The following is a 25,547-nucleotide window of genomic DNA, read 5'->3' as shown; positions in this document are numbered from 1 at the left end:
GATTTAATGCGCGATCAGGTTCAGCCATAGAGACTGGATGCGTGCTTCGAAACTCGCACTCGTGAATCGTCGCGCGCTCCTCGGAACGGTGGGCTCGGTGCTCTCGCTCGGGACGCTTGCCTATACGACGCGCGGAGCCACTGACACGCTCGAGATCGGCGTCTGGCTCTCCGAACGAGCCGCGACGTACGATGGCGTAGCCGAGCGGATCCACGAGTATCTCACCGCGACGCTCTCGTTCGAGTACTGGACGCTCGACGTCTCGATGGGCGGGACCGTCTCGGTCTCGAGCGAGGACGCTGCTCGTCTCACCAGCCGTGGCGAGTGGCCAATGGCCGTCGCGACGGGCGCTCTCAGTGGGCGCGACATCGAACCGGCGTCGGACGTCAACCTGCTGGTCACTGACGGGAGCATGGACACGGCACCCACCGGCTACGGCGTCCCGCACGTCGCATCCGTCGGTGGGGCGCGCCACATCGCCGCCCTCGAGTCGTTCGAGACGCTCGTCGACGACGGGCCGCGATCGATCGCGCCGAATACGACGCCGGCGCACACGATGCACGTTCTTCTCCACGAAATCGGCCACGCACTCGGCCTCGGTCACGAACACGGTACCGCGTTCGTCACCGACGACGCCATCGTCGCGACGCCGATGCTCAGCAGTTATGCGTGGGATCCCGAATACGAACGCGATCGCTCGCAGTGTGGGACGACGATCCCCGACGCGAACGGCCGGCACCGAAAACTCAGCTTCAGTTTTTCCTCGTGTGCACGTCGTCAACTCGCGACCGACGACGGCGAGGTGCCCCTGTGACGGCCACTCGTCTCACAGAGAACTGAATCGAGTCGAGCTCACTCGAGGCATCCGAATTCGGCGCAGTAACTCCCGTGGGTCGGGTGTCTCGTCACTCGTCGTCGTCGCTGTCCGGTTCACCACGGGCGAAACTCGTCTGTGTCTCGCCATCCGTGCCGGCGCTGGCAGTTGGTCCCTCGATGAGCGCTTCGAAGTCGTCGGCCTCGTCGTACTGGTCTTGGTAGACCAGCGCGGCCTTCCCCATCGCGGAGATCTCGTAGAGCCCGGACCGCTCTGCGGGGCCGATTTTGCGGACGAGCCCATAATCCTCGAGCACCGGGAGTCTCGTGTTGATGTTTTTCCGACTTTTTCCCGTATGCGAAGCCAGATTCGTTGCGACGTTGCGGCCTTTGTCCTCGAGCGCCTCGAGGATCAGGAAATCAGTTGGTTGACGGAGTTTCACGTGTGTTCACTCTCGTACCGGACTATATTTCCAGTGGTAACTAATTCTTTCGGCCCCAACGGTTCAATCAGCATTGGCCATCACCATACGCATTCAGCTATCTCAGCTGATGAACCACCGTGATACGGAGTCAGGATCGGTGATGGGCTCGGCCTGTGTCCGATAGAGCGTCTCATACGGACTCCTGTCAGTGGGTGCCGGCGCGCCCGCGACTCGTCCTGCGGTCGGGCCGGGACATCGGGACAGCAGACCGTATCACTCGAGCAGGTCGACGCCGGTCGAGCCAAGCCACGAGAGGAAGTCTGCGACCGCCGCCGGCGAGTCGACGCGAGCGGACGCGCTCGAGGGTCCGTCGCCGACCCTGATTCCGAGTCCGTCCGGTTCGACGGCTCGGAACGCCGATTCGTCAGTGACGTCGTCACCGATGTAGATAACGGCCGTCTCGGATGGTTCGTCGGCGGCGATCACCTCGACTGCGTCTCCTTTCCCCCACGCCAGATCCGGCCCGATTTCGAGGATCTGCTTGCCGGGAGAGAGTTCGAGGGCGTCGTCACCGAATCTGTCGACGATATCGTGAGTGATCCGGCGGACGATCGGGACGGCTGCTGGCGGGACAGTGCGGAAGTGGACCGTCCCGGTCAGGCGTTTGTTCTCGATCCGGCAGTTCGGAACGGACGTGAGGACGACCTCGAGGACAGCACAGAGACGTTCGATACGAGCGGCGTGCTCGCGTGCGACCGGATGGATGGAGATGTCCCCCTCGCGGGCGAGCTCGAGGCCGTGATTCCCGGCGTAGATCGATGGGCCATCGATGCGCTCGCGGACGTCCGACAGAGCGCGACCGCTGACGACCGCCGTCGTCACCGCGGGCGTGTCAGCGAGCGTGGCCACGGCGTCCTGATTGCGTTCGGTCGGCCTCGCTGCGTCGGGGTCGTCGACGATCGGCGCGAGCGTGCCGTCGAAATCGAGACAGACGAGCAGCTTCGTCGTGTCCGCGAGCGTCGTCCGAACCCGTGACAACTGCTCCTCGAGCGGTTGCGGGGGTGCGTCGGGCGCTGCCATCGGTTACACCGGCGGCGTGGGCTCGTGAGAGCCTGACTCGGAGTCGGTGCGTCCGTCGGATCGGCCGGATTCGTCGCCAGTCTCGGAGTCGCCACGAACGCGTCGGATCCAATCGAACTGCGTTTCCATCCACGACTGAATGTCGCCGCTGAAGACGCGCTGGCGGAGCGTGTTCAGTCGGCGCTGGCGCTCGTATGCCGACATCGAGAGCGCGTACTCGAGCTGGGCCGCAGTTCCGTCGGTATCGATGGGGTCGATCGTCAGGGCGTGCGAGCCGAGCCGTTCGTGGGCACCGGTGCGGTCGCTCAACAGTAACGCGCCATCGCCGTTAATACTCGCCGCGATGTACTCCTGTGCGACCAGGTTCATCCCGTCGACCAGCGGGCTGACGACCATCACGTCGGCATGGCGATAGAGTGCACAGATCCCTTCCCGTGGCAGGACGTCCTCCGTGTAGACGATCGGCCGCCAGTCGGCGGTCTCGAAGCGGCGATTGATCCGCTTGACCTCGCTGCGAACGAGGTCACCGTACTGCTGGTAGGTTCCGATTTCGGTCCGCGAGGGCGTCGCCTTCTGGAGGAACGTGAACTCGCCGCGCCAGCCGGGATTGCGCTCGAAGAACCGCTCGAGCGCGGCCAATCGTTCCGGAATCCCCTTCGTATAGTCGAGGCGATCGAGTCCCAGTCCAAGCGTCGTCCCCTGTGGAATCCCGTACTCCTCGAACAGCGCTGTGAGGCGGTCGCGGTCGGTCGAGCGTGCATCGCTGTCGTACCCCTCGGCGTCGACACCCATCGGGGTCGCGACGACGCGAGTCGTCTCCCCGTCGTAGCGAATCGTCCGCCGTGTTCGGTCGACGGTAGCAGCCGGGAGAAACCGGTCGACACAGTCCAGAAACCGGTCGACGTATCCCTCGACGTGGAAGCCGAGCAGATCGTTGCCGAGCAGCCCCTCGAGAACGTGACCGCCGGCGGGACAGTGCCGAAACGTCGCCGGCGTCGGCCACGGAATATGCCAGAAGTGGGCGATGGTCGCGCTGTCGGGGACCGATTCGCGAATCAGCCGCGGTGCGAGCGCGAGGTGGTAGTCCTGCAGCCAGATCACGGAATCCTCGTCGGCGTGGTCGGTGACTGCGTCGGCGAACTGTTCGTTGACCGTCCGGTACCACTCGAAGTCGTTCGATCGATCCGCAACCAGGTCCGAAAAGCCGTGGCAGAGCGGCCAGAGTACGCGGTTGCTAAAGCCGTAGTAGTAGGAGTCGACCGCTTCCTCCGAGAGGTCGAGTCGACGCAGCGTGTAGGCCTCCTCGTCCGGCGGGACGGCCACGCAGTTGCGGTCGTCCGTGACCGCAAAGTCCGCGTCGCCGTCGCCCCAAGCGATCCAGGTCCCGTCAGTTTCCTGCACGACGGGATCGAGGCCAGCGGTCAGTCCGCCAGTCGGCTCGTCGACCGTAATCGATCGCTGGCGAGCCGCTCGAGCGAGCCCGCCGTCGGTTCCCAGCGACGGGTCCTCGTCGCTGCTGGGATCGGACTGAGGGTCCGAGGCCGACTCGGCCTCGAACTCGTGGCGGTACGGCTGGCGGTTCGAGACGACGATCAGCGATCCGGGACAGTTCGGGCCGTCGTCTCCGGACCCGTCGGCCGTTCGTCCGCGGTCGCTGGCTCGAGTTCGATACTGTCGATCGGGCACAGTCGTCGTCGGCAACCGCTCTGGAACTCGCATTCGCTGAAACAGCACAGCCTCTCCACTCGTTGCTTCGCGGCCTGCACTCGCTGGTGGGTTAATAGGTTCCCACTAGTCCCCACGGATAGCAGACTGTCCGCTCGCGGAGACTGTCTGCCGGAACACGGGTTGCTGGCGTCATCTGACGGCCGCGTTCGTAACCGAGGATACCCAACGTTGATTGCTCACTCGAGCGAACCCGTCGCCATGACGCCGTTCGAGCGCCGGATAGTAGCCTGTCAGGACCGGCTCGCAAACGTCGGAGCCGACCTGCTGGTCTGCTTTCCGAGCCCGAACTTGACCTATCTGACCGGCTTTGCGGAATCGCCGTCCGAACGTCACCTGTTGCTGTTCGTCCCCCGGGACGGCGAGCCCGCGATCGTCGCGCCGGCGATGTACGAGACACAGCTCGCTTCGCTGCCGATCGCGGAGCTCCAACTGCGCTGCTGGACCGATTCGGACGACCCGCTCGAGGGCGTCGGGCGCGTGTTGACGGACTACTCGCTCGAGGAGGCAGACGAAGCGACCGTTCTCGTCGATGACCGGATGTGGGCGACGTTCACGCAGGATCTCCGAGACCTGCTGCCGGACGCCGCGTTCGGACTCGCAAGTACCGTTCTCGAGCCGCTGCGGATCCGCAAGGACGACGTCGAACTCACGGCGCTGCGCCGCGCCGGCGAGCTCGCGGATCACGTCGCCCTCGAGATCCGCCGGCGTGGAGAGGAACTCGTCGGCATGACGGAATCGGAACTGGCAGCCGAGATCGACCGGCTGCTCGTCGCCGAGGGCGGCGAGGAACCCGCCTTCGAGACGATCGTCGCTGCCGGTCCGAACGGGGCCCGCCCACACCACCACAGCAGCTCGCGCCAGATCGAAGCTGGCGATCCCATCGTGCTGGATTTCGGTGCGTTCGTCCCAGCCGACCTCGAGGCTGGAACGGGTCGCTATCCGGGCGACCAGACTCGTACGATCGTCGTCGGCGACCCGCCGGCCGAGTACGAGCGCGTCCACGACATCGTCAGGGAGGCCCAGCAGGCCGCGATCGACGCCGTCGAACCAGGGGTCACCGCAGGGTTGATCGATCGTGCCGCCAGATCGGTCATCGAGTCGGCCGGCTACGGCGACGCCTTCGTTCACCGGACCGGTCACGGCGTCGGCCTCGAGGTCCACGAACCGCCCTACATCACTGCAGGCAACGACCGCGAGCTTGAACCCGGCATGGTCTTCAGCGTCGAACCGGGGATCTACCTCGAGGGCGAGTTCGGCGTCCGGATCGAGGATCTGGTGGAGGTTACCGAAGACGGCGCCGACCGATTAAACGAGACGCCGCGTGGCTGGGAGACCGGTCTGTGAGTCGACAGGCCTCGCTCGCTCGAGTCGATCAAGACACCGTGTTTCCGGTGAAATAGCGGCTATGGAAGCCGTGATCCGACGGCTCTGGCGGCTTTCCAAGATCAAGGAGGCGATCAACAGGGAGTTCAGAAAAGGCAGACGGATGCGGCAGTACAGGCGAACCAGTCGGCACCGGTCGATACCCGGTCCACGCTCACCGTGAATTGCCAAGGTTGATAGTTATGTTAACAAACAGCATAGAGCAACTTGGGGGTGGGAGACAGTGGCAGAAACCACGGTAGATGCGGCACAGCTCGCCAACGAGTACGTAGAGATCTGGAACGATCAGGAGTTCTCGAGATTATCTAACGTCGTCGCCGAATCGTTTACCTTCACGTCTCCGACCAGTGGCACGATACAGGGCCGTGAGCCCTTCGAAGCGTACGCTCGGGAAGTCGTCGACGCATTTCCCGATTTCCAAATAACCGTCCACGAGATGCTCGCGGACGAGCAACTGGTCATGGCAGAAGGGACGCTTTCGGGCACCCACGACGGTGAGTTCAACGGGATTTCACCGACCCACGAAACATTCGAGGTCCGGGATATGGCGAAGTTCGTGGTCGAAGACGGCAGACTCCAAGAGGAGCGCGCGTTCTTCGATCAGCATGACTTCCTCGGTCAGCTCGGGCTCCTTGAGGAGTAACGCTCCGCTACCTCTTTTCGATTGTTTGTACGATCAGTCGTGACGTATCTCGGTCTCTCGCGATCGGTTCTCGTTGTTACTGAACGGGTATCAGAGGCGAGACGAGCGCAGACTCAGGCGTCGTCAGTTTCGACGAGTACCTTCCGAACGACTTCGGGGTCCTCGAGCAACTGGTGTTCGGTATAGCTGCCTTCGGCGCTGCCGCCGCTCCGGCGGGCCTGCTCTAAGATGTCGAGGAATGCGTGTTCTTTGAGCAGGTCTCGAACTCGCCGCAGGGAGAGCGGTTCGGATCGTTCCTGCCGGCAGATCTCCTCGTAGACGTCGTAGATCTTCGTCGTCCGGAACCCGTCTTCCTCGGGCGTGTTGAGCGAGAGGACCGCAAGCGCCTGCAGGACGTACCGCGAGTGTGGGGTCGAGCCGCGGATGAGTTCCCGAAACCGATCCGTTTCGGCCCGCTCGCGTGCCTGGACCACGAACTCTTCCTGTACGGTCTCGTTGCCGTTCGACTGTGCGATCTCGCCGGCGTACCGGAGAATGTCGATGGCCTTGCGAGCGTCGCCGTGTTCGCGGGCCGCAAGCGCCGCGGCGCGTGGAATGACCGAGGGCTCGAGGACGCCATCTTTGAACGCGTCGCTGCGGGCCTGCATGATCTCTCGGAGCTGATTTGCGTCGTAGGGAGGAAAGACGAACTCGCGTTCACAGAGGCTCGATTTGACTCGCTCGTCGAGTCGGTCCTTGTACTTGATCTTGTTACTGATCCCGATGACGCCGATCTTGCACGACTCGAGCTTGCCAGCCTCGCCCGCGCGCGAGAGTTGCATGAGAATGTCGTCGTCGTCGAGTTTGTCGACCTCGTCCAAAATGACGAGGACCACGTCGTACTGAGTATCCAACACCGTCCAGAGGCGCTTGTAGTACGTCGAGGTACTGAGACCCTTGTCGGGAATTCTGATATCGGTAACCGCTGGCTCGTTTAACGTGTGAGCGATCGTCTGGACGGCCTGCGTTTCCGTGTTATCCTGTGCGCAGTCGACGTAAGCGAACGCCGACGTGACGCCTTCTTCCCCTGCGACGCGGACCAGTCGCTCCGAGATGTACTTCGCACAAAGGGATTTGCCAGTTCCCGTCTTTCCATAGATCAGCAGGTTGCTCGGACTCTGACCGAAGATTGCGGGGTTGACCGCGTTTGCAAGTTCCGAAATCTCGTCGTCGCGGCCGACGATCCGACCTTCTTCAGGAAGGTGGTTGATTTCGAGGAGTTCTTTGTTCTCGAAGATCGGATCGTCGCGGGTGAACAGGTCATCGCCGGAACTCGACATAGAGGGACACCGTGTTTCCGGTGAAATAGCTGTTCCGTTTGGCGGTTGCAACCCAGTGCTGAGACTTGATCGATAGTATACGGCCTCGAGAGAAGGTATACAGTCGATCGGGAGGCTCGACGACCGTGCTGTATCCGTGTCAGTGACCACGAGTGAGCGTCCGATGGCCGAAGACACACACACCGGGTTTCCGGTGAAACCGTGAAAACAGGAGTGTCGGTACAGTCGAAACGGTGGTTAGACCAGATCCGTTTCACCGGAAACCCGGTGTACGACGGAAGGTGGAACGTGAGTTCTCGTGGTTTGAAGTGTTCTATCTCTTCGATCGTCGCTCGAGATAGACATCGCGATCAGTGTTCGAAGGCACAAGACCTCGCTGATCAGAGACAGTGAGTTCGATTGCGGCGATATCTAATAGATATCTTCTTTAGTTTCTAATTCACTTAATGAACTATACTCATATCTATAACTTATATATACCTATTCTATGCTGAATTCCCGTTAGCTAATCGCGATCTGGAGCGTATCAGATCTTCGTTTCATTTTGTAGTTCGATGTTTCGTGTCAGTGGGTGGTTCCGTCCTCGAGTGAGTGTTCGTCCGGTGTTCCGATGGATGTCTGATCGTTTCACCGGAAACCCGGTGTGTACTCGACAGCACTGCTGGAAGCCACCGGTGACAGTCCGTGACGTTTCACCGGAAACACGGTGTGTGTGTGTGTCGATACAGACGTGGGAACTGCACATGACAATCAATATATCTGATTCACCGGAAATACGGTGTGTCTGCTCGTCGGGGGCTCTCCTGACACCGCCTTCTATCTTGATTCAGCGAGAGAATCCCGCCCTTCACGTGAGTGATGAGTGTTCCGACGCTCAGTCGGAACCGAGGAGCAAACAGGGCAGGAGTGAATCGCGTAAGCTCTGTTCGGACAATTCCGTTGGTACGCGAGTGGAGGAATCTGGGGCCCGCTTCTGGACGGAGCTGATCTATAGATGCAAAGGCGAATACCGTTCACCGGAAACCCGGTGTGTGTGTCACCTAGAAGCAGACAACACCGTGTTTCAGCTGATAGCGCCATCGTCAATCGTACGAGGACGGGTTCCGACCGACGACGATTTCACCGGAAACTCGGTGTGCGGGTAACCGTCACGGTGTATGGGCACTCGTCGCATCGAGAGATAGCCGCCGCTTAGTAGTAGTAGAGTTCGAGTTCGTGGCCACAGTTCCGACACCGAGTCTCTTTCCCGAGGAGTCGGTTCGAATCGTTCTCTGCATGGATCCCGGGACCTGGTGGGATGGATGTGGCGATCGTCGCATCACACTCCGGACAGCCGATATCCATATCCGCGTTCCCGGTTCGAGACATACCGTAGACGTAGTCGATCGTCCCCGATAGTTATCACAATCGTACGGTGCTGACAGGGGACCGTTTCGTTCCGTTCACTCGTCGTACGGCCTGATTTACAGGCGCGGTCGAGGCGAATGCCTGGGGCTTGGCCCCGAGGCGATTCACACCGTATAGGTGATGTCGTCGAAGTCGAAAAACGCCGTCTCGTAGCCGTCGTGCCGTGACACCTGCGGTGGTGAGTCGACGGTCACCGTCACGCGGTCTCCGGACGCGAGGTCATCGACGGCGACGCCGTAGTGGTGGCCGATCTCGTGATCGAGCGTCTCCGCGAGCGATCCGTCGTAGATGGTCTCACCATCCCGTTCGACGGTCGCAGACAGGGATGTAAATGGCAGAATGATCCCGTTGTACGGGGTTCTGGGGCTGATCGCCAGATACGAGCCACCGTCCGTGAGCCGGTCGGCGTCGGAGACGAGCGCGGCGAACGTCGCGTCGCCACTGTGCTGGGCCTCGAGTGACTCCCCAGGCAGTTCCTCGAGCGACGTGGCCTGCCCCATCGGCGTGTGCCCGCCGTCATCACCGTGTTTCATTTTCATAAGCGACAACGCCTCGCTGTTCCCCCGCTGTGCTTCGGGGATCGTCTCGAACGTGAGGTCGTGAATGTCCGACCGGACGTACTCGAAATCGATCTCGAGCGCGCCGAGCGAGCCCAGTCGGCCCTCGAACGCGCCGGTCTGCTCGAGGCTGGTCGGACCGGCTTGAATGCGTGCTGTGTACGTTCCTTCGCCCGGGAGCTGGATGTTATCCCCGTAGTGAAAGCCCATCCGCTGGGAGATCATCGGCCACAGCGAGGAGGTGCCGATATCGACGAGGTCGCCGTCCTGTCGAATTTCGAGGCGCGTGTCCACCGGAAGGACGGTGTGTGTCTCGCGATCCCAGACGGTGACCATGAGGTGAAGATTGTCGTCAGCGGTGATCTCGACGAGTTCTTTCCCCTCATCGGTGGCTTCGACGGTCCAGAACCGGTGGGGGAAGGTGTACGAGAGCATGGCGGCGTAGTCGCCGTCGGTCGCCATCCCGTACATCCCCATCCCGTCGCGCGAGGAGGGGAGATAGACGGCGTCGGGTCGGTTCTCGACGAGCGGCGGGTTGGCAAAAGCAGATTCTTCTTCGAACCCGAGTTGGTCGAGACAGCCGGCGAGGCCGACGGTTCCGGCGGCTCCGGCTGCGGCTGTACCACGGAGGAAAGCCCGGCGGTTCATTGGCCGGTGGTTGGGAATCCCCGACAAAACGCCTGTTGGTTCACTGGTCGAACGTGATACCCGTGCGATCGCCCGTCTCGATGGGGCGTCCACTGTGGCTGGCGGGGTTCAGTAGTGTTCGGCGATTGTAATATTGTTCCTTCGCGACGTGAACCAACGAACCTTTGATCTGCCGCTCCTAGAACGTATCTATGGACCGGCGGACATATCTTGGCACAGTCGGAATCGCAGGTCTCACCAGTGTTTCTGGCTGTCTCGGCGAAACGATCGGCGGCGGAGAGTCCGGAAACGGATCCTCGGATTCCGGCACCCCCGATACCATCCTCGAGCCGCCGGAGGTGGATTTAAGCGAGTCGTCACACCCGACCTACGGCGACGAGTTGCCGACGCTCAGCCTGCCCGACCCCCTGATCGATGAGACGATCTCGACCGACCAGTTCGAGGGCGAGCGGGCCGTGTTGATGACGTTCGTATATACGAACTGCCCGGACGGGATGTGTCCAGCACTCACGTTGCGGCTGCGACGCACCCAGGAAGCCGCCGCCGAAAACGGCTTCAGCGACGACGTTGCGCTCCTCGAGATGACGTTCGATCCCGAACGAGACACTGAATCGAAACTACGGACGTTCGCCGAACAGCAGGGTGTCGACGCCGAAGCCGATAACTGGCATTTCCTCAGGCCCGAGACGTATGACGAGGCAAAGACGATCATGACCGAGGACATCGGGCTCCCCTTCAAGAAGACGGATGCCCCGGAGTATGACAATCTCGAGTACATGTTTCCCCACTACAATCTGATCCTTCTTGCCAACAAACGCGGCATCGTCGAGCGTGCGTACCCGAACGGCGCTGCCATCGACCCGTCGAAGGTCGTCGACGACGTCGAAACGGTGGTGACGAAGTAGATGCGAAGACGAGACGTCCTCGCTGGAATCGGCAGTCTGGGCGTCATCGGTGGTGCGGGTGCAGTAGCGATCAACGGTTTCCCATCGGCCGGCAATGCCGACAACGCCGACAACGAATCCGACGACGGGAACAAGCCGGTCGACCCACGCACGGTTGAGACGATCGAGGCGCCAGGAAGCGAGGCTGGGGAGGTCCGTGTACCGGCAACCGACCAAGCGACATTCATCGACTTCTTCGCGACGTGGTGTGACCCCTGCGAAGAGCAGATGCCCGCGCTCATCGAGGCTCACGACCGGCTTGGTGACGACGTGCTGTTCATGTCAGTCACGAACGAGGCAGTCGGGCGCTCGGTGACGAAAGCGAAAATCGTCGACTGGTGGGAAAAGAACGACGGAAGCTGGACGGTTGGGATCGATCCGACCGCGGAACTGAGCTCCCAGTACGTCATTCAAGGTATTCCGTATGCCGTCGCGATCGACGCGTCCGGACGGATTCAGTGGTCGTCGGGTGGGAAGAAGTCCACGGATGACCTCGTCGCTGGCATCGAACAGGCACTCGAACCCGGAGGACAGTAAGGATGGTCGACGCTGCGCTGACCACGTCGATCGTGTTCGGGCTGTCGACCGGCATCGCGACGTTTTTCTCGCCGTGTGCGTACCCGCTGTTGCCCGGCTACGTCGGCTTTTATGTGAGCCAGACCGACGGCGAGCAGGCGTCGCTCGGTGGTGCGCTGAGCCGCGGGCTGTTCGCTGGCCTCGGCGTCCTCGTCACGTTCGCGGCGCTGCTCGGGGCGACGTTCTGGATCGGTCAGTCGATGATCTCGTCGATCAAGTGGTTCGAAGCCGGGGCTGGCCTCGTGTTGGTCGTCCTCGGTGCGCTGATCGTCGCCGGCCGTGCACCATCGATCTCCGTTACCCTCCCGAAACGGCGCTCGAGCGTGCTCGGCTTTGGGATCTTTGGCATGGGCTATGCCCTCGCGTCAGCGGGCTGTGTCGCGCCGCTGTTCATCAGCGTCGTCACCCGTGCGCTGTCGCTCTCGACGGCCGATGCGGTGGTCCTCCTTGGAACCTACGTCGGCAGCGTCATCGTGCTGATGATCTCGCTGACCGTCGCGACGGGGATGGGGCTTATTGCCGGCGCTGGTCGGTTGACGGCTTACTCCGGATTGCTGAAGCGCATCGCGGGTGTGGTAATGATCGTCGCCGGAATCGGGCAACTGTATCTCGCTCTCGTCGTCTTCGATTACTTCAATCTGGGGTCACGCCTCGAGGCGCTCTCCTTGCTACTCTAGAGAGGGCAATCGAAGCATAGCGGGCTGAGTGGTGCTTGAGAATGAGACTCTCCCGGCAGGCAACGGCAGGTCCGGGATGTATCCCGTAGTCGCTCGAACGGACGTCCATGTATCAAGACCTGCTCCTCGCAACGGACGGAAGCGACGCCGCTCACCGGGCGACCGAGCAAGGAATCGAGCTCGCGGCCCAGCTCGATGCGACCCTGCACGTGCTGTCGGTTTCGGAGGACGGCCCACAAGCGGAGAACAAACAGGACCGGCTTCGGACCGATCCGGAGGAGGAGGCCGCCACGGCCGCCGACGAAGCCAAAGAAGCGGCGGATCGAGAGGGTGTCGACGCGACAACGGATATCCGCCACGGCGTCCCACAGGAACAGATCGTCGACTACGCGGAGACGAACCCGGTCGATATGGTGATCGTCGGGACGGCTGGCCGTTCCGGGCTCGATCACCTGCTCTCGGGCAGCGTTGCCGAAGAGATCGTCCGAAATTCCCCCGTTCCGGTCCTCACGGTTCGAGCCCAGTCCTAGCGGCTGCCAGCACGGTGGGTCGTCTTCCTAATCCATCGCTACGACCGGGTACGAGACCGATACTTAACCTGCGAGAACGCGACGCAGTCGCTATTGTGGTCGGGCAGTCCGCTCGCTATGCCGTTCGCCATCCGGACCCGACGACGAAACAGGGTCGCCAGCGAGTGTCGGCTATCGGCGCGGTTCACCCGGAGGTGGCCGTCACATGAGCGAGCGGAGCACGACCGTCGTCGGCGACACGCCTCGTGTGCTGATCGTCGGAGATGACGCCGCCGCTGACGACGCGAGGGACGCGCTCACTGCACGATTTACGGACGCGTCGATTCTTCGAGAGCCGACGCTCGAGGGGGCCCGCGAGCGACTCGCCGAGCGCGACGTCCACTGTCTGGTCTGTTCGTTCGACGCGGCTGCCGGCGATCGATTGGCGGAGGAATCGATACTCGAGCGACTCGCCGTCGAATCCGACGAGCGGCCAATCGTGGCCATCACCGATGGCCCGGATGCTGACGACGCGCTCTCGGCTGGCGCAAGCGACGTCGTAGCTCGGGACGAATCGCCGACGGTGCTAACCGCGCGGGTTCGAACCGCAGCCGAGCGAGAGCAGTATCGGCTGGCCGCTGCGGCCGCAGACCGACGCCGACGGTCGATCCTCGAGCACGCCGCTGCTGTCGTTTGGGTACTCGACGCCGACGGCGAGATCGAATACGCGACCCCGGCAGTCGAGTCAGCACTGGGATATACACCCGCCGAACTCGAGCGGACGCCGATCGATCGGCTCGTCCATCCCGACGACCGTGAGGCGATCCGCGAGACGCTCGCGGCCGTCACCGACGCGTCGGTCGGCACGACCGAACGTGTTACCCTGCGACTGGGCGATGCCGATGGCACGTGGCGTGTCTCGGAGCTGGCCTGCGCGAATCGACTCGCTGACCCGACCGTCGAGGGAGTCGTCGTGACCCGAACTGGGGTCGGCGCAGCGGCCGCTCCCGCTGCCCTGCGTGCGGGCGTCGACCGGCTTGCGGACGCGTTTTTCGTCCTCGGCTCGCAGGATGAGCTGCAGTATGCCAACGACGCGGCGCTCGCATTGTTTCGTCCCGAGACCCGCCAGATCGATCCCACAGACGTGACTGGAACCGTCGTCTGGGACCTCCTTCCGGACGAAATAACCGAAGCGCTGTTCGACCGGGTGCGTGCCGCAGAATCGACGGGTGCGGTCGAAACGGGTAGCGCGACCGCACCGTCGCTCGAGGGGCGACTCGCCATGTGCGTCCATCCTGGCGACGACGGTGTTTCAGTCTACGCGAGAAAAGGGCCCGTCGACGCTGCGGCCGAGCCGGACCTGGAGCGTCTCGAGCTGCTCGAGGCTGTCATTGATGCACTCGACGATGGAATCGCCGTCCTTGAGGAGTCGACGATTCGGCTGGCGAATCCAGCATTCCGAGAGCTCGCGAACACGGACGCACTCGCCGGCCAGGAGCTCGAGACGATGTTCGACGAGGACCTCGCGTCGGCGATTCGAACGCGAGCTCGCTCGCCGGTCGTCAGATGGATGGAGCCGGTCTCGGGCACGCTCGCGACCGACGAGGCACCGCCGGTCGACGTCTTCGTCGTGCCGCTGTCGATCCCCGATCGAACGCTCTGTGTCGTCCGTGACAGACGCGATTCTCGTGTGGCTACCCTGTCGACGATCCACGATACGATCGCGACCGTTCGCCGTGCAGAGGCGCCGTCAGTCGTTCGCGACGCTACGACGGATGCCATCTGCGAGCACGCGGGCGCTGACGTGGCCGTCTGGTATCGCGTCGCCGGCGATCGGCTGCACCCGGCAACGCTTGCGGCAGCCGAGCACGTCGGTGGCGATCGCCACTCGATCGAGCCACCGCCGATCGATCTCGACGACACACCGCTGGCAGCCACCGTCGAGGACGAAGCGACGATTCGCTCGCCCACCGTTTACGAGCGCGCCGAGTTCGACACGTTTCTCGCTCAAACCGGACTCCGCGCCGAGCGGGTCCTCTCAGTCCCGATTACGACGCAAGCTGTCGTCCTCGCGACCAGCACCGATCCGATGGCGTTCGACGGACTCGAGTCGGCCCCGATCGAGACGGTGTCGGACGCCGCCGCGGTCGCCCTCGAGTCCCTCGAGCGTGCCGATAGCCTCCGGACGTGCCGGCACGATCGCTCACGCCTCGAAACCACCGCCGATCAGAGCGAACGGGTATGGGACGCAGGGAGGGCGATGCTGACGGCCGAGACGCGCGAGGCGCTCGAACGACATCTCTGCGAGGCGGTCGTCTCCCTGTCTCCTTTCGAGACGACCGACGGAATCACGCTCGCGTGGGTCGGCCACGTGGATGACGGTCGCGAGACGGTCGTGCCGACGACCTGGGCCGGGCAAGACGGCGAGTTCCTCGAGTCGGCGACGGTACCTATGGGAGCGGACGCCGACATACCGACGGGGACAGCAGCGGCGACCGAGGAACTGGTGGTCGTCGACGACCTTTCGAGCGACCGGGAGACATACGCCGACGACCAATCGTGGCGGCGACGACTCCTCGAGCGAGGAGTTCAGTCCGCACTCAGCGTGGCGCTGACGGCCAATGGGGTCCGCTATGGGACGCTCACCGCCTACGCGGCGGAGCCGTCGGCGTTCGACGACCACACCCGGCGTGCGTGCCAGCACCTCGCTGCGATCGCCGGTGCTGTGATCGGTGCGATCGAGACGAAACGCGCACTGCTCGCCGACCGGATCACCGAACTCGAGGTCGTCCTGCGAGACGACACCGAACCGCTCTCGGCGATCGCCAGCCGACTCGAGCAGCGACTGACGGTGCGCGCGATCGTACCGCGGACGTCCGGCGGATCGACGGCCTTCTGTGCCGTCGATGGCGGTGTCGACGATGCGACTCGCGAGACAGTCGAATCGCTGCCGGCGGTCGATTCGCTCTCGATCGTCGAGCGGGGCGATGACGGCGTCCTCGAGATCGGCGTCGCCGAGCCCACCGTCGCGGAGACGGTCGCAGACCACGGTGGCGTTCTCCGGTCGCTGACACCGGTCGACGATCGAACTCGACTCGTGATCGAACTCGGCGGGCCGGTCGACGTCCGCTCGTTCGTCCAGCACCTCGAGCGCAGCTATCCGGGAACGGACCTCGTCGCTCGTCGACAACGCGACCGACCGCTTCGCTCGACCCGTCCGTTCGACGAGTTGCACGACCACCTGTCCGACCGCCAGCGGCGGACGCTCGAGGCGGCCTACTACGGCGGCTTCTTCGAGTGGCCGCGCGAACACACCGGAGAAGAAGTCGCTGAATCGCTCGGCGTCTCCCAGCCGACGTTCAGTCGGCATCTTCGGCTGGCCCAGCGGAAACTGTTCGCGCTGCTGTTCGACGAGTCGACGGCAGATTGAGTCGCAACTGTATGTCTGGCCCCGTTGACTGTCGAGCCGCTCTCGAGCGAAGATAGGCCGTAGATCGGCAGCGACGGGCGGTATATGAGTTATAACCTCGACCGAAACGGTAAGTAATACCGTATTTCTTCATGCTTCCTGACTGATCACGGAATCTAGCGATGAATCAGTATTGAGCGTCGGGACGGAACTGGTTCCGTGTATAGCGCCTACGATCATGTCCTCGGCATCTAATGAGCTATTCAATGAGCGTGTTCGAGGTAAGCGATAGTTACAGCGGCCGTCTCTCCGGATGGCGGATGCACTCGTGAGCATCGATTTCGCCGACGCCACCGAGCGCCTCGAGACGACCGCCGACACGGCCGACGATCGGTCCCCGGTTCGATCGCAGGCCGACGGCGGGATCGTCGCGCAACTCCGGCTCGACCACCCTGACCTGTTCTTGCGGCCGACGCTCCAGCACGCGACGGACGTGGCCGTCGAACCCGACTACTGGACGACCGTCGAACCGGGTCGAACGCTCGTGTTCGTCACCGTGTACGGAGACGCGTTCGATCGGTTCGAGACCGGCCTCGAGACGGATCCGACGATCACTGATCCCGTGCTCGTCGATCGGTATCCCGACAGACGAGTCTATCGGGTGATGCTCACTGACTGCGTGGTGGCGTTTACCGCTACCACCGCCGCGGTCGGCGGCCGGCTACTCGACCTCTCGAGTTGCCGGAACGGCTGGCAGGTCCAGCTTCGGTTCGCCGATCGGGAGCAGCTCGTCGCTTTTAACGATTATTGTCGCGACCATGATATCTCTGTGACCGTCGATCACCTTCGTGTCTCCGATGACGGCGACGATGCTGTCGTCGCGCTGACGGCGAAACAGGAGGAACTACTCACGGTCGCGCACGAAGAAGGCTATTTCGACGTCCCGCGTGGGATCTCTCAGGACGAGCTCGCGGATCGACTCGACGTTTCGAAGTCGGCCGTCTCGCAGCGACTGCGACGAGCGATCGGTGAACTCTGCGCGTCGTCGCTATCCTGCTAGCCGGACTCGTCGCTTCCGGTTGATTCGACGGCGTATCACGGCTTCAAAAAAGCACGTTAGTGACCGAATCGGTGCCGAGCGATGACGAGCGGCAGTCGGTGTCGATCGAGCGTGGCCAACTCGAGGTGTCCGCGTCGAAGTCGTCTTACTCGTCGGCGTCGTCGTCTTTCATCGAGCCGAGCTGCGAGACAAGTTCGTCCGTCGAGACGTCGGACTCGAAGGACATCTCTCCGTGATGATCATTTTCGTGGACGTTGACGGCCTCTACGTCCTCATCGTTGGTCGTCTGCTCTTGTTGTTCGGACTCGTCGTAGCTTCCAAAACCCATACGTACACCTTCCGGCCCACCACAAAAGGTGTGACGGTTCGGGCTACTCCTCGTCGACAGCGAGGATTCAAAACGGGTCGACCAGCGACCGCTCTTCCCTCGAGCACCGGTCCGAACGATCGATCGGTTTTGGGCGGGATACAACCATCCGACACCGACTGTCGCTCGTTTCGACTTGTCGTGGCCGGTCACTACCGATCGTTGGTGTCTCCGTACTCGAGCGTCGGGTTCCTGTTCGTCAGGCGTACTTTTGAGGCGGGTCCGACAGTCCGTGCGTTTTCCGCGAGTGAGATGCGCTCACTCGACAGTTCGTCGCCGGTGTCGGTTCGCGACGCCGTGGCCCACTGTGAGCGACAGTAATCGTAGCTGACAGCCAGTAGCCACGTGCTTTCCTGCTCCGCCGCTCAGTAGTCCGTCTATAGTAATGGGTTCGGGAGGTTTGAACTCCCCTCATGGTTGCATACCGGTTGTCTCGACCAAGTATCTCGACGTGGCCGTCGGCCACGAGGCGGTCACCGTCGGGTGCACAGCCCAGAGGGGCCGCCATCCCGTCCGCCAAATCGAAACTCGTATCCGGGCCGTCCGACCACTCCCAGCGGCCCGGCAGGCGGTGATCGACCGATGTGTGGCATTATCGGTCGCGTCGGCGACGGGAGCGCCATCGAGCCACTGCTGACGGGACTCGAGAACCTCGAGTACCGTGGCTACGATTCGGCCGGCATTGCCGTCCAGAACGGCTCGGGCATCGACATCGAGAAACGCTCGGGAAAGGTTGAAGAGCTGAAAGAATCGATCGGCGACCCGCCGCGGGGTGAAGTCGGCATTGGCCATACCCGCTGGAGTACCCACGGACCACCGACTGACGCCAACGCACACCCCCATACTGACGAGAGCACGGACGTCGCCGTCGTCCATAACGGCATCATCGAGAATTACGTCGAACTCAAGGAGCGACTGGCCGCGAACGGCTACGAGTTCACGAGCGACACCGATACAGAGGTCATCCCGCATCTCATCCAGTACTACCTCGATGCAGGCTTCGATAGCGAGCGCGCGTTCCGCCACGCGATCAGCGAACTCGAGGGCAGTTACGCCGTTACCGCCATGGTGTCGGGCGAACACGTTCTCTATGCAGCCCGGCAGGGCTCGCCGCTCGTCGTCGGCATGGAAGACGGCGAATACTTCCTCGCCAGCGACGTCCCTGCCTTCCTCGAGTACACCGACAGCGTGGTCTATCTCGAGGACGGCGATGTCGTCCTCGTCGACGAGGACGGCGTCGAGTTCACCGACCTCGAGGGAAATCCGGTCACGCGAACGCCCGAGACGGTGGAGTGGGACCCCGAACAGGCCGGAAAGGGCGAGTACGACCACTTCATGCTCAAGGAGATTCACGAGCAACCGACCTCGCTGGCCCAGGCGCTCGAGGGCCGAATCGACACCCGAAACGGCCGGATCGCGCTTTCGGACTTCGAACCGGGGACGTTCGATGACGTCGAGAGCGTCCAGTTCATCGCCTGTGGAACCTCCTATCACGCTGCGCTGTACGGCTCGCTCGGGCTAAATCAGGCCGGCGTCCAGTCGACCGCACTGTTGGCCAACGAGTACAGCGTCGCCGCACCGCCGGTCGACGACGATACCCTCGTCATCGCGGTCACCCAAAGCGGCGAGACCGCCGACACCCTGAACGCACTCCGACAGGCAACCGCCGAGGGCGCACGGACGCTGACGGTGACGAACGTCGTCGGCTCGACGGCCGCTCGCGAAGCCGACGATGCCCTCTTCATCCGCGCCGGGCCGGAGATCGGCGTCGCCGCGACGAAGACGTTCTCCTCACAGGCCGTCATGCTCACGCTGTTGTGTCAGCGTATCGCTGCCGACCGGCAGGGTGAGCCGCCGGCCGACCTCGAGTCGCTGTTGCCAGCCGTCGAGTCGATGCCGAGTGCGCTCGACGAAGTGCTCGAGTCCTCCGACGCCGCGGCGATCGCCAGGCAGTACGACGACAGCCAGTCGTACTTCTTCATTGGCCGCGGGCTCGGGTTCCCCGTGGCGCTCGAGGGCGCGTTGAAGTTCAAGGAGATCACCTACGAGCACGCCGAGGGCTTTGCCTCCGGCGAGTTGAAACACGGGCCGCTGGCACTGGTCACGCCCGAGACGCCGGTGTTCGCGGTCTTCACCGGCCAGGAAGACGAGAAGACCCTGAAAAACGCTGAGGAAGCCCAGACCCGCGGTGCACCCGTCATCGCGGTCTGTCCCGACGACCACGCTGCCGTCGCGGTGGCCGACGAGCACCTCTCGATTCCCGCCACGGAATCCGAGCTCGCGGGGCTGCTGGCAAACGTGCAGCTCCAACTCGTCTCCTATCACGCCGCCGACCTCCTCGATCGCCCGATCGACAAACCGCGAAATCTCGCGAAAAGCGTCACGGTCGAGTAAGACGATAGCAGGCCCAAGTCGGCCATGCGGCCGATCCGGTCACTGTTCTCGAGCGCCACACTATCGTGTCTTCCCGACACCGATCTCAGTACACCGGTGAGCGATTCGAGTATGGGCTTCGAGGCCGCAGGACGTGAGGCCACCCCCGTAGTCCCGAGTCCACACGGCAGCGGTAGCGACAACCCGTACTCGACTGCTGTCGAACGTGGAGGGTCTGCAGCGATCGAGACGCGGTAGCGATGTCCCCGCTATCGTGTGTATCGAACACACCCCCCAGTTCAGCTAGGGATTGGTCACTGTATAAAGGACACACCTGATCACTCCGGGCCGCCGGCGCGACCATCTATGGGCGGTTATCCCACAATCGCTACGAATCGAGCGGCCCGCACAGACGGGAGGAACCGACTCGGCTCGAGGGTGGCGGAATGTGAATACAGCTACAGGAATATCGGCTCGAAATACGGTATTTCGAGAGGGTAATATTGTATTTCTCAGGAGAGTGGCGCTGATACGTTCGATATCCGGAGTGTTTCGTTCGAGTGCTACTCGTCGCCAACTGAGTGATCGAGCGTCGGTCGCGTCGATTATGCGGTCTATAGTAAATACCGTTCTGTGGGTATGGACTGTTGATGTCGACGGACCCATCCGCGAAGTGGACGCCAATGACGTCCGGCCAGCAAACGACTGCCCCCCGATGTGTCAACTGTGGCAACCAGGTGACCCGACAGTTCGCTCGCGTCTTCGGCGACAACCGGGACGTCGTTCACGCTTGTCCCGACTGCGCGACGTACCGTGAGATGAAGACATCCGATTTCATTCCGAAAGAGCGTCGATGACGCTTTCAACGCCGGTCGCACCGAACTCGTCAGTCAGTCCCTCCTCGTGACGGTTTCGGTCACCAGCGCCTGTGCGTCCGCGAACAACGTGTCGGCGTCCGTGGCCGACCGCGCTTCCGCCGTGACGCGGATCAACGGCTGCGTGCCACTCGCGCGAAGCAGGAACCACCCGTCCTCGGTCTCGACCCGGACGCCGTCGAGCGTCTCGATCTCGTCGTAGCGGTCGTGTACCGCCTCGCTGACGTCGGCCATCACCCCCTTTTTGTCCGTTACCTCGATCGACGTTCGCCGGATGGGATAGCCCTCGATCTCGGCGACGAGTTCCGAGAGCGGCCCCCGATCGGCGACGAGTTCCACCAGCTTACACGCCGCGAGCGGACCGTCGGGACACCGCGTTTCGTCGGGCCAGATCCACGCCCCACTTGGCTCGCCACCGAAGGCGACGTCCGGTTCGGTCGTCCGTTCGGCGACGTAGACGTCGCCCACCTGCGTCCGCGTTACCGACGCGCCGACAGCAGCCAGTGCGTCGTCGACTGCGAGGCTCGTGTCGACGGGTGCCGCGACGCGGTCGCCGTCGCCGGCCGCCTCGCGGGCGAACAGGGCGAGCAAGGCGTCTTTCGGGACGAAGGTGCCCGTCTCGTCGACGGCGACCATCCGGTCGGCATCGCCGTCGTGGCCGATCCCTACGTCGGCGTCCGTCTCCGCAACGAGCGTCGACAACGTCTCGAGGGTCTCTGCGTTCGGCTCGCTCGGACGGCCGGGGAAGGAACCGTCTTCTTGGCCGTTCAGCGTCCGGACGTGACAGCCCAGGTCGGAGAGCACCGCCGCGGTGACGCCGCCGGCACCGGTGCCGAGATCCACGACGACGCTGAGTGGTTGCTCGAGATCGACCGCCGCGGTGAGTGCGTCGGCGTGGATCGATCGAACGCCGTCGTGGCCTGTGTGATCGCCGACGCCGTCCCAGGCGGCCAGCTCGTAGTCGTCCTCGCGAATCCGGCGTTCGATCGCGTCGCGCTGGTCGGGGCCGAACGCCTTCCCCGACGGGTTCCAGAGCTTGATCCCGTTGTCAGTCGCCGGATTGTGCGACGCCGTCACCACGACCCCCGCGTCGGCCTCGAGGTGCTCGATCGACCGCGCGACCGTCGGTGTCGCCTCGACGCCGACCGTGACGACGTCAGTCCCACACTCACGCAGTCCCGCGCTGACCGCGTCGACGAGCATCGCGCCGCTGTCTCGCACGTCGCGACCGATAACCACCCGGTCGTAGCCCTCTGAGGCGACTGCACGACCGACAGAAAGTGCCAGCCCTGCCGTCACCTCGTCGCCGACTCGGCCGCGGATACCACTGGTTCCGAACATACCGGTGCTGAGTCGGGGGACTGCCTTACTATGCACGGATTACTGGCCTCGCGGCCTCGACCGGGTCGCGTGGTGGCGTTTTCCGGTTCGTTTCAGAAGGTCTCGAAATGGCGGCGATCGCTGGAGCGCTCGCGTTCACACCCGTTAGCTGCTGCCTGTCTCGTTGAACTGTCGGTGCCGTATATGTGACACACGCAGATACACGCGAACGAAAATGTATTCTGATCCGCTCATCACCCGCCAGCCGAACCGGTCACCGGACGTGGCGCACACTGATCGATATCTATGAGCGCGACCGACCCGAACTCCGAGGAGCCCGTCGAAGCCGACGATCAACGCGACGAGTGCGACGAACCGGCGATCGACACCGATCTGCCACCGAGTGCGAAACTGGTCTACAAGGTCCTCGAGTACGAGGCCCCACTGACACAGGAAGAGCTCGCCGCCGAATCGCGGCTCTGTCCCCGAACCGTCCGGTACGCACTGGGACGACTCGAGGACCATGGTGTCGTGACGAGTCGCGCCTGTCTCGCGGACGCGCGACAGTCGAAGTACCGAATCGACGAGTGACTGCCAACCAATACGACGCGCCAGACAGGGCGCGACGGTGCCGCTACCGGTGTTTCTGATACTGATCGACCAGCAGATCGATCCCGAACGCGCCCGACGTGATCTCGTAATGGGTCTCGAGCCGCGGGTTGAATTTCGCCTTGTATCGATTGATGTTCGGGACGCCGGCACCGACGAGGTCGTACGCTTCGATTCCCGCGTGGAGGCCATCGCGCATGACGTGCCAGTCGAGCAGATCGTTGACCGCGATATCGACGTCAGCGTCCGGTTTGACGCCACCCTGCCATCGATACCGCGTCCGGTCCGATTCGACGACGAGAATCCCCCCGAGGAACTCGCCGCCGACGCGACAGACGTAGGGCCGGATCGCGCCGTCGGGAAGCTGTTCGTGGACGGATCGGGCGAAGTCGACGCTCAGTCGGAACGGCTGGCCCTGACTCTCGTAGCGCTCGCGGACCTTCTCGACGATGCGTTCGACGTCGTCCGTATCGCCCTCCTCGATGGTGTAGCTGTCCTCGTCGGCGTTCCGAATATTGCTTCGTGCGTCGCTGCTGAACCGATTTAGCAGCTCCTCTTCGGAGCCATCGAGGTCGACGACGTACGTGTGGCTTGGCTTGACGTCGTAGTCGTTCCAGACGAACGGACGGACGTCGTCGAGCTTGCCGGTGACGAACTTGCTATACAGCGGCGAGAGTTCGGTCTCGAGCCACTCGAGACAGCCGTCGATGAACCGTTTGATCCGGCGGTCGGCCTTGCGCTGTTTGAGCTTGTCGATGTTCAGCAGGGCCGGGCCGAGATACGTCGTCCACGAGTGAGGTGCCGGGGAGAACGCGCCGGTCACTGGCCCCTTGGTGTATTCGAAGACGGGGAAGATCCCGACTGCTTCCTGGCCTTTGAAGCCCGCGAGCAGGTGCGCCGTCGTGTCGGTATCGATGGCCTGCAACCGGAGTGCTTCCGCCCGAAAGAACGGGTTCGAGTCGTCCGAGCGTTCGACGTACCGGTTCCACTCCTCGGCGTCGGCGTGTGGATTGAGGGTGCGGATTTCGACGCTCATAGATACCCCAGGTCGGAGAGTCGGTCTTCGACAGCCCCGTCGTCGGTTGCCGTGATCGGCTCGGGATCGTACGCCGGGTACGGTTGCTCGGTGCCCCCCTCGATGACCGGCAGTGGATCGCCGTCCATCGCGGCGTCGATCGGAACGTCGAACAGCGAGCAGATCGTCGGCGCGATATCGAAGATCGTCGCCCCGGAAAGCGTGGCGGACTCGTCGAACGCCGACCCGGCGGCTGCGACGACACCGTTTCGTTTGTGATTCCACGATTCCATCGGCTCGCCGAACTGGCCGTTCCCCAGCGACGCGGCGATCGCGTTGTCGAACTCCGCCGGGACCGTCAGAATGTCGGGTGCCTTCTCGAGGTACGGCCCTTCGAAGTAGGATTCCCGTGGCTCGACGGCATCGAACATTGGCTCGCCGTCGGGCGTCCGAACCGCCGACAGTTCGTCGATGAGCTCCTCGCGGACCCGCTCGTAGTCCTCAGCCGGCACCTGCCCGTTTGGCTCGCGACCCTCGAGGTTGATCCGGACGCCGAGTTCGCTCTTCGAGCGGACGTACGCCCGGGAGTTCGGGAAGTCGACCTGCTCGCTTGCCGCCCGGATCATGTCGTTTGGTACCCGCTTACCGATCGGTTCTTTCAGTCCGACGACCTCGAGCGTGTTCGCGACTCGCTGGGTCGTAATCCCGACGTTCGCGGCCAGGTTCATCGCCCGTTCGAGCGTGCTCGGCCCGTCGTCGCTGGCGTCCGACCCCTCGAGCAAGTCGTTCTCCCAGGATTTCGACCAGTCGGGCATCCCTTCGCCCCCGCTCTGGGCGCTCACGTAGCCCTCCGTCCGGAGGAACTCGTTGACCCGGAACTCGTCGCCGGTTACCTTCCCCATGCCGTGATCGCTGACGAGCAGGACGTTCTCAGGGTCCGTCCGCTCGATGGTTTCCTCGAGCTGGCGGTCGACCGCCCGATACACGGCTTCGATCGCTTCCTTATCCCCCGGCCGCTCGTGAAACACCGAGTCGGTCTGCTGGAACTGGAGGAAGCCGAAATCCGGCTCGATCCGCCGGCAGAGATACCGAAACGCCTTGCCCCGGAGTTCGACCGTTCGCTCGTATCCCTCGATCGACCGGTCTGGAGCCGAGCTGTTCTGCGGATAGATCCAGTAGTCGCCGCCACACGCCAGCTTGACGTCCTCGAGGATTCCCTCGGGGTGACAGTCCGGGTCCTCGGGTGCAGTCAGCCCCGGAATCAGGGCTCCGTCGAACGCTCGAGCGGGATGGGTCACGGGCATGTTGACGACGACGCTCGCAAACCCGTGCTCGCTCAACAGCTCCCAGACCGGCCGTTCCCTGACGTGAGTCGCGTTGACGACGTCCCAGTCGTAGCCGTCGAAGGACAGGAAATCGTAGACGCCGTGTTTGCCCGGGTTCTTCCCGGTGTAGAGCGACGGCCACGCGCTTGCGGTCCACGGCGGGATCTGGGATTCGAGCGGCCCGGCAGCTCCCATTTCGAACAGCCGCTCGATGGTCGGCACCTCACCCGATTCGAATAGGGGCTCGAGTATCGGTCGACAGCCGGCGTCGAGTCCCACGACGAGCAGACGAAGGTCTTCTCCGTCCGTCGAACTTGCCATGGGTGTGGTATGTGGTCGGTTTGGCTTTGTTATGCAACTGCTGGACGGTTGTAACCTTGTACTGGCCGGCTGTACGGTCGGAATAGCGCTCGCCACGGCGCGTCTCGCGGCGGCTGTAAGGATCGATTGTCGCCCGATTTCGGCAAGTATCGTCCCCATCACTA

The 25,547-nt window shown here is 63.1% G+C and carries 22 protein-coding genes; 12 read left to right on the top strand and 10 right to left on the bottom strand.

Annotated elements, in window-relative coordinates:
- The first annotated feature begins 37 nt into the window (after positions 1 to 37).
- Positions 38 to 814 carry a peptidase M10A and M12B matrixin and adamalysin gene (locus E2L06_RS10125; RefSeq protein ID WP_171052341.1) on the top strand — a complete coding sequence of 259 codons (777 nt, stop codon included), beginning with the start codon at positions 38 to 40 and terminating at the stop codon, positions 812 to 814.
- Between the two features lie 91 nt (positions 815 to 905).
- On the opposite strand, the gene E2L06_RS10120 is transcribed toward E2L06_RS10125, so the two are convergent.
- From E2L06_RS10120 to E2L06_RS10110, 3 genes are all read right to left on the bottom strand, one after another.
- On the bottom strand, positions 906 to 1,256 hold the full coding sequence (locus E2L06_RS10120) for a winged helix-turn-helix domain-containing protein (protein WP_138781081.1): 351 nt from the start codon (positions 1,254 to 1,256) through the stop codon (positions 906 to 908).
- A 255-nt stretch (positions 1,257 to 1,511) separates the two neighbouring features.
- On the bottom strand, positions 1,512 to 2,318 hold the full coding sequence (gene otsB / locus E2L06_RS10115) for a trehalose-phosphatase (RefSeq protein ID WP_138781079.1): 807 nt from the start codon (positions 2,316 to 2,318) through the stop codon (positions 1,512 to 1,514).
- 3 nt (positions 2,319 to 2,321) lie between these two features.
- Positions 2,322 to 4,037, bottom strand: coding sequence for a trehalose-6-phosphate synthase (locus tag E2L06_RS10110; protein ID WP_138781077.1), 1,716 nt, complete (start codon positions 4,035 to 4,037; stop codon positions 2,322 to 2,324).
- A gap of 207 nt (positions 4,038 to 4,244) precedes the next feature.
- Between E2L06_RS10110 and E2L06_RS10105 the strand changes: the two genes are divergently transcribed.
- A complete protein-coding gene (locus E2L06_RS10105) occupies positions 4,245 to 5,390 on the top strand; it encodes a Xaa-Pro peptidase family protein (protein WP_138781075.1) in 1,146 nt (381 codons plus the stop codon).
- 262 nt (positions 5,391 to 5,652) lie between these two features.
- A complete protein-coding gene (locus E2L06_RS10100) occupies positions 5,653 to 6,072 on the top strand; it encodes an ester cyclase (RefSeq protein ID WP_171052340.1) in 420 nt (139 codons plus the stop codon).
- Between the two features lie 113 nt (positions 6,073 to 6,185).
- Here E2L06_RS10100 and E2L06_RS10095 read toward each other — a convergent pair whose 3' ends face one another.
- The 3 genes from E2L06_RS10095 to E2L06_RS10090 form a co-directional block, all read right to left on the bottom strand.
- Positions 6,186 to 7,391: a Cdc6/Cdc18 family protein gene (locus tag E2L06_RS10095; RefSeq protein WP_138781071.1), complete on the bottom strand. Its 1,206-nt coding sequence runs from the start codon at positions 7,389 to 7,391 to the stop codon at positions 6,186 to 6,188.
- A gap of 1,191 nt (positions 7,392 to 8,582) precedes the next feature.
- Positions 8,583 to 8,759 carry a hypothetical protein gene (locus E2L06_RS21865; RefSeq protein WP_171052276.1) on the bottom strand — a complete coding sequence of 59 codons (177 nt, stop codon included), beginning with the start codon at positions 8,757 to 8,759 and terminating at the stop codon, positions 8,583 to 8,585.
- Positions 8,760 to 8,902: 143 nt separating this feature from the next.
- Complete coding sequence (locus E2L06_RS10090) at positions 8,903 to 10,003, bottom strand: iron transporter (RefSeq protein WP_138781069.1); 1,101 nt, start codon at positions 10,001 to 10,003, stop codon at positions 8,903 to 8,905.
- 191 nt (positions 10,004 to 10,194) lie between these two features.
- Here E2L06_RS10090 and E2L06_RS10085 point away from each other — a divergent pair, with 191 nt between their 5' ends.
- From E2L06_RS10085 to E2L06_RS10060, 6 genes are all read left to right on the top strand, one after another.
- On the top strand, positions 10,195 to 10,908 hold the full coding sequence (locus tag E2L06_RS10085; protein ID WP_138781067.1) for an SCO family protein: 714 nt from the start codon (positions 10,195 to 10,197) through the stop codon (positions 10,906 to 10,908).
- Complete coding sequence (locus E2L06_RS10080; protein WP_138781065.1) at positions 10,909 to 11,484, top strand: TlpA disulfide reductase family protein; 576 nt, start codon at positions 10,909 to 10,911, stop codon at positions 11,482 to 11,484. It abuts the gene before it with no gap.
- 2 nt (positions 11,485 to 11,486) lie between these two features.
- Positions 11,487 to 12,200, top strand: coding sequence for a cytochrome c biogenesis CcdA family protein (locus E2L06_RS10075; protein WP_138781063.1), 714 nt, complete (start codon positions 11,487 to 11,489; stop codon positions 12,198 to 12,200).
- Between the two features lie 107 nt (positions 12,201 to 12,307).
- A complete protein-coding gene (locus E2L06_RS10070) occupies positions 12,308 to 12,730 on the top strand; it encodes a universal stress protein (protein ID WP_138781061.1) in 423 nt (140 codons plus the stop codon).
- A 205-nt stretch (positions 12,731 to 12,935) separates the two neighbouring features.
- Positions 12,936 to 16,139, top strand: coding sequence for a bacterio-opsin activator domain-containing protein (locus E2L06_RS10065; RefSeq protein ID WP_138781058.1), 3,204 nt, complete (start codon positions 12,936 to 12,938; stop codon positions 16,137 to 16,139).
- Positions 16,140 to 16,431: 292 nt separating this feature from the next.
- Positions 16,432 to 17,178 carry a helix-turn-helix domain-containing protein gene (locus E2L06_RS10060; protein ID WP_138781056.1) on the top strand — a complete coding sequence of 249 codons (747 nt, stop codon included), beginning with the start codon at positions 16,432 to 16,434 and terminating at the stop codon, positions 17,176 to 17,178.
- Between the two features lie 145 nt (positions 17,179 to 17,323).
- Here E2L06_RS10060 and E2L06_RS10055 read toward each other — a convergent pair whose 3' ends face one another.
- Positions 17,324 to 17,506, bottom strand: coding sequence for a DUF5786 family protein (locus tag E2L06_RS10055; RefSeq protein ID WP_008011878.1), 183 nt, complete (start codon positions 17,504 to 17,506; stop codon positions 17,324 to 17,326).
- A 621-nt stretch (positions 17,507 to 18,127) separates the two neighbouring features.
- On the opposite strand from E2L06_RS10055, the gene glmS reads away from it, so the two are divergent.
- On the top strand, positions 18,128 to 19,939 hold the full coding sequence (gene glmS, locus E2L06_RS10050) for a glutamine--fructose-6-phosphate transaminase (isomerizing) (RefSeq protein WP_138781054.1): 1,812 nt from the start codon (positions 18,128 to 18,130) through the stop codon (positions 19,937 to 19,939).
- A gap of 629 nt (positions 19,940 to 20,568) precedes the next feature.
- The gene (locus E2L06_RS10045; RefSeq protein WP_138781052.1) at positions 20,569 to 20,775 is read left to right on the top strand and encodes a hypothetical protein; all 207 of its coding nucleotides are present in this window, start codon (positions 20,569 to 20,571) and stop codon (positions 20,773 to 20,775) included.
- 33 nt (positions 20,776 to 20,808) lie between these two features.
- Here E2L06_RS10045 and glmM read toward each other — a convergent pair whose 3' ends face one another.
- A complete protein-coding gene (glmM, locus tag E2L06_RS10040; RefSeq protein WP_138781050.1) occupies positions 20,809 to 22,134 on the bottom strand; it encodes a phosphoglucosamine mutase in 1,326 nt (441 codons plus the stop codon).
- A gap of 285 nt (positions 22,135 to 22,419) precedes the next feature.
- Here glmM and E2L06_RS10035 point away from each other — a divergent pair, with 285 nt between their 5' ends.
- Complete coding sequence (locus tag E2L06_RS10035) at positions 22,420 to 22,704, top strand: helix-turn-helix domain-containing protein (RefSeq protein ID WP_138781048.1); 285 nt, start codon at positions 22,420 to 22,422, stop codon at positions 22,702 to 22,704.
- Positions 22,705 to 22,747: 43 nt separating this feature from the next.
- Here the strand turns inward: E2L06_RS10035 and E2L06_RS10030 are convergent, their stop codons facing one another.
- Together E2L06_RS10030 and E2L06_RS10025 are read right to left on the bottom strand one after the other, a co-directional pair.
- Positions 22,748 to 23,758 carry a GNAT family N-acetyltransferase gene (locus tag E2L06_RS10030; RefSeq protein ID WP_138781046.1) on the bottom strand — a complete coding sequence of 337 codons (1,011 nt, stop codon included), beginning with the start codon at positions 23,756 to 23,758 and terminating at the stop codon, positions 22,748 to 22,750.
- Positions 23,755 to 25,383 (bottom strand): alkaline phosphatase family protein, encoded by a 1,629-nt coding sequence (locus E2L06_RS10025; protein WP_138781044.1) that lies wholly within the window; start codon positions 25,381 to 25,383, stop codon positions 23,755 to 23,757. Before E2L06_RS10025 ends, E2L06_RS10030 begins: the two co-directional genes overlap by 4 nt.
- Positions 25,384 to 25,547: the final 164 nt, after the last annotated feature.

Origin of the sequence: Haloterrigena sp. H1 (genome assembly GCF_005938085.1) — an archaeon.
In the GTDB taxonomy this organism is placed as follows: domain Archaea; phylum Halobacteriota; class Halobacteria; order Halobacteriales; family Natrialbaceae; genus Natrinema.
This window is presented reverse-complemented; position numbering and strand designations above follow the sequence as displayed.

What these genes read in the sequence shown, in the direction of transcription:
- E2L06_RS10090 (WP_138781069.1), bottom strand. Translation starts at nt 10,003, where the DNA reads ATGAACCGCCGGGCTTTCCTCCGTGGTACAGCCGCAGCCGGAGCCGCC.
- E2L06_RS10070 (WP_138781061.1), top strand. Translation starts at nt 12,308, where the DNA reads ATGTATCAAGACCTGCTCCTCGCAACGGACGGAAGCGACGCCGCTCAC.
- E2L06_RS10025 (WP_138781044.1), bottom strand. Translation starts at nt 25,383, where the DNA reads ATGGCAAGTTCGACGGACGGAGAAGACCTTCGTCTGCTCGTCGTGGGA.
- E2L06_RS10035 (WP_138781048.1), top strand. Translation starts at nt 22,420, where the DNA reads ATGAGCGCGACCGACCCGAACTCCGAGGAGCCCGTCGAAGCCGACGAT.
- E2L06_RS10030 (WP_138781046.1), bottom strand. Translation starts at nt 23,758, where the DNA reads ATGAGCGTCGAAATCCGCACCCTCAATCCACACGCCGACGCCGAGGAG.
- E2L06_RS10105 (WP_138781075.1), top strand. Translation starts at nt 4,245, where the DNA reads ATGACGCCGTTCGAGCGCCGGATAGTAGCCTGTCAGGACCGGCTCGCA.
- E2L06_RS10075 (WP_138781063.1), top strand. Translation starts at nt 11,487, where the DNA reads ATGGTCGACGCTGCGCTGACCACGTCGATCGTGTTCGGGCTGTCGACC.
- E2L06_RS10055 (WP_008011878.1), bottom strand. Translation starts at nt 17,506, where the DNA reads ATGGGTTTTGGAAGCTACGACGAGTCCGAACAACAAGAGCAGACGACC.
- E2L06_RS10045 (WP_138781052.1), top strand. Translation starts at nt 20,569, where the DNA reads ATGTCGACGGACCCATCCGCGAAGTGGACGCCAATGACGTCCGGCCAG.
- E2L06_RS10085 (WP_138781067.1), top strand. Translation starts at nt 10,195, where the DNA reads ATGGACCGGCGGACATATCTTGGCACAGTCGGAATCGCAGGTCTCACC.
- E2L06_RS10110 (WP_138781077.1), bottom strand. Translation starts at nt 4,037, where the DNA reads ATGCGAGTTCCAGAGCGGTTGCCGACGACGACTGTGCCCGATCGACAG.
- E2L06_RS10125 (WP_171052341.1), top strand. Translation starts at nt 38, where the DNA reads ATGCGTGCTTCGAAACTCGCACTCGTGAATCGTCGCGCGCTCCTCGGA.
- glmM (WP_138781050.1), bottom strand. Translation starts at nt 22,134, where the DNA reads ATGTTCGGAACCAGTGGTATCCGCGGCCGAGTCGGCGACGAGGTGACG.
- glmS (WP_138781054.1), top strand. Translation starts at nt 18,128, where the DNA reads ATGTGTGGCATTATCGGTCGCGTCGGCGACGGGAGCGCCATCGAGCCA.
- E2L06_RS10095 (WP_138781071.1), bottom strand. Translation starts at nt 7,391, where the DNA reads ATGTCGAGTTCCGGCGATGACCTGTTCACCCGCGACGATCCGATCTTC.
- E2L06_RS10060 (WP_138781056.1), top strand. Translation starts at nt 16,432, where the DNA reads ATGGCGGATGCACTCGTGAGCATCGATTTCGCCGACGCCACCGAGCGC.
- E2L06_RS10065 (WP_138781058.1), top strand. Translation starts at nt 12,936, where the DNA reads ATGAGCGAGCGGAGCACGACCGTCGTCGGCGACACGCCTCGTGTGCTG.
- E2L06_RS21865 (WP_171052276.1), bottom strand. Translation starts at nt 8,759, where the DNA reads ATGTCTCGAACCGGGAACGCGGATATGGATATCGGCTGTCCGGAGTGT.
- otsB (WP_138781079.1), bottom strand. Translation starts at nt 2,318, where the DNA reads ATGGCAGCGCCCGACGCACCCCCGCAACCGCTCGAGGAGCAGTTGTCA.
- E2L06_RS10080 (WP_138781065.1), top strand. Translation starts at nt 10,909, where the DNA reads ATGCGAAGACGAGACGTCCTCGCTGGAATCGGCAGTCTGGGCGTCATC.